Raw genomic sequence first — 2,187 nt, 5'->3', positions numbered from 1 at the left:
GTGATTTCGACGCTGGACGTGGTGAGCGTGTAGGTCGCCCCGCCCTCGCCGGCGATCGTCAGCTTGGACACGTCCACGTCGTTGGTGGCGCCCGACAGCTTCAGGAACCCGGTGCCCGTCACCGCCAGGGCCCCCGTCGAGGCGTCGTAGGTAGCGCTGGTGATGGTCGGCGTCGTCGGGTTGGACACCGTCACCGCGTTGGTGGCGTCGGCGGTATCGCCCGTGGTGACGTTGGTGTCCCAGTCGTCCGCGGCGGCCAGGTTGAAGGTGGTGCCGCCGGTCGAACTGGTGCCGGTCTTGTTGAGGATCTGGTGCAGCGCCGCCTGGTCGGTGGCGTTCAGGGTCACCGTGAACTGGGTGGCGGAATCCCGTTCCACGCTGCCGGTGGTGAGCGTGTAGGTGGACCCGCCCTCGCCGGTCAGCGTCAGCTTGGACACGTCGATATCCATGCCGCCGCCGTTGGCTTGGATGTTGGTGCCGGTCACCACCAGGGCGCCGGTGGAGGCGTCGTAGGTGGCGCTGGTGACGCGGGGATTGATGGAAACCGTCACCGCGGCGCTGCCGTCGGCAATGTTCGCCGCGCCTTCCGCCGCCGCCAGCCAGTCGTCGGCCCCCGCCAGATTGTAGGTCGACCCGCCGGTCGATGTGGTGCCCACCTGGTCCAGCAGGGCGTCGACGTTGGTCTTGTCGGTACCCGTCAGTGTCACGGTGAAGGACGTCGCCGACGTAATCTCCACGTCGGACGCGCTGGTGATGGTATAGGTGGCGTTGCCGGTGCCGCCGGTCAGGGTCAGCTTGGAAATGTCGATGTCGTTGGTGGCGCCCGACTTCTTGAACAGGTTGGTGCCGGTCGCCACCAGGATGCCGGTGTCGGAATCGTAGGTGGCGCTGGTGATGGTGGGCGTCTGGATGTTGGATGCCGTGACGCCGTTGCCGGTGGTGTCGGCGATGTCGGAAGCCGACGGGCTGCCCGCCATCCAGTCGTCGGCCGCCGCCACGTTGTAGGTGGTGCTGTCGCCCGAGACGGTGCCGGCCTTGTTCAACAGGCCGTGCACGTTCAGCTTGTCGGTGGCCGACAGCGTGAGGGTGGCCGAAGTCGCCGAGGTGATCTCCACGTTGGCGGTATCGGTCAGCGTATAGGTCGCCCCGCCCTCGCCGGTCAGGGTCAGCTTGGAGGCGACGACGTCGTTGGTGGCGCCCGACAGGTTGACGAAGTTGAGCCCGCTCAGCACCAGCTGCCCGTTCGACCAGTCGTAGGTGGCGCCGGTCAGCGTGGGCGCCGTCCAGTTGCTGACCGTGATGCCGTTGCCGGTGGTGTCGGCCACGTTGACCGCGGCATCCGCACCCACAGCCCAATCTTCCGCCGCCGCCAGGTTGTAGGTGGCCCCGCCCACCGACGACGTGCCGTTCTTGTTGAGCAGCGCTTCGATGTTGGTGAGGTCGGCGCCCCCGAGCGTCACCGTGAACTGGGTCGCCGAGTCGATTTCCCTGTCGGACGCGCTGGTGATGGTGTAGGTCGCCCCGCCTTCCCCGGTGAAGGTCAGCTTGGAAATGTCGATGTCGTTGGACGCCCCCGACTTCTTCAAGAAGCCGGTGCCGGTCACCACCAGGGCATTGCTGCTGTAGTCGTAGGTGGCCGACGTGATGGTCGGGGTGGTCGGGTTGGACACCGTCACCCCGTTGCTGGTGGTATCGGCCACGTTGACCGAGGCCTCCGCGCCCGCAGCCCAGTCTTCCGCCGCCGCCAGGTTGTAGGTGGTGCCGCTGGTCGACGAGGTTCCAGCCTTGTTGAGGATCTGGTTCACCCCGGCCAAGTCGGTGGCGTTCAGCGTCACCGTGAAGGTGGTGCCGTTGGTGATTTCCACGCTCGACGTGGTGAGCGTATAGGTGTCCCCGCCCTCGCCGGTTAGCGTCAGCTTGGACACGTCCACGTCGTTGGTGGCGCCCGACAGCTTGAGGAACCCGGTGCCCGTCACCACCAGAACCCCGCCCGAGGCGTCGTAGGTGGCCGATGTGACCGTCGGCGTGGTGGGACTGCTGACCGTGATGCCGTTTCCCGTGGTGTCGGCCACGTTGACCGCCGCCGCCGCGCCCGCCGCCCAGTCTTCCGCCGCCGCCAGGTTGTAGGTGGTGCCGCCGGTGGACGAGGTGCCGGTCTTGTTGAGGATCTGGTTCACCCCGGCCAGG

1 protein-coding gene is annotated in these 2,187 nt (G+C 67.2%); it reads right to left on the bottom strand.

What is annotated here, in order from left to right:
* Positions 1–2,187: hypothetical protein (locus H7841_18270; GenBank protein ID MEO5338804.1), on the bottom strand; the 2,187-nt coding region annotated here is incomplete at both ends.

The sequence above is a fragment of the Magnetospirillum sp. WYHS-4 genome, assembly GCA_039908345.1.
Lineage (GTDB): Bacteria > Pseudomonadota > Alphaproteobacteria > Rhodospirillales > GLO-3 > JAMOBD01.
The sequence above is the reverse complement of the archived record's forward strand: the minus strand, read 5'-3'. Positions and strand labels throughout refer to the sequence as shown.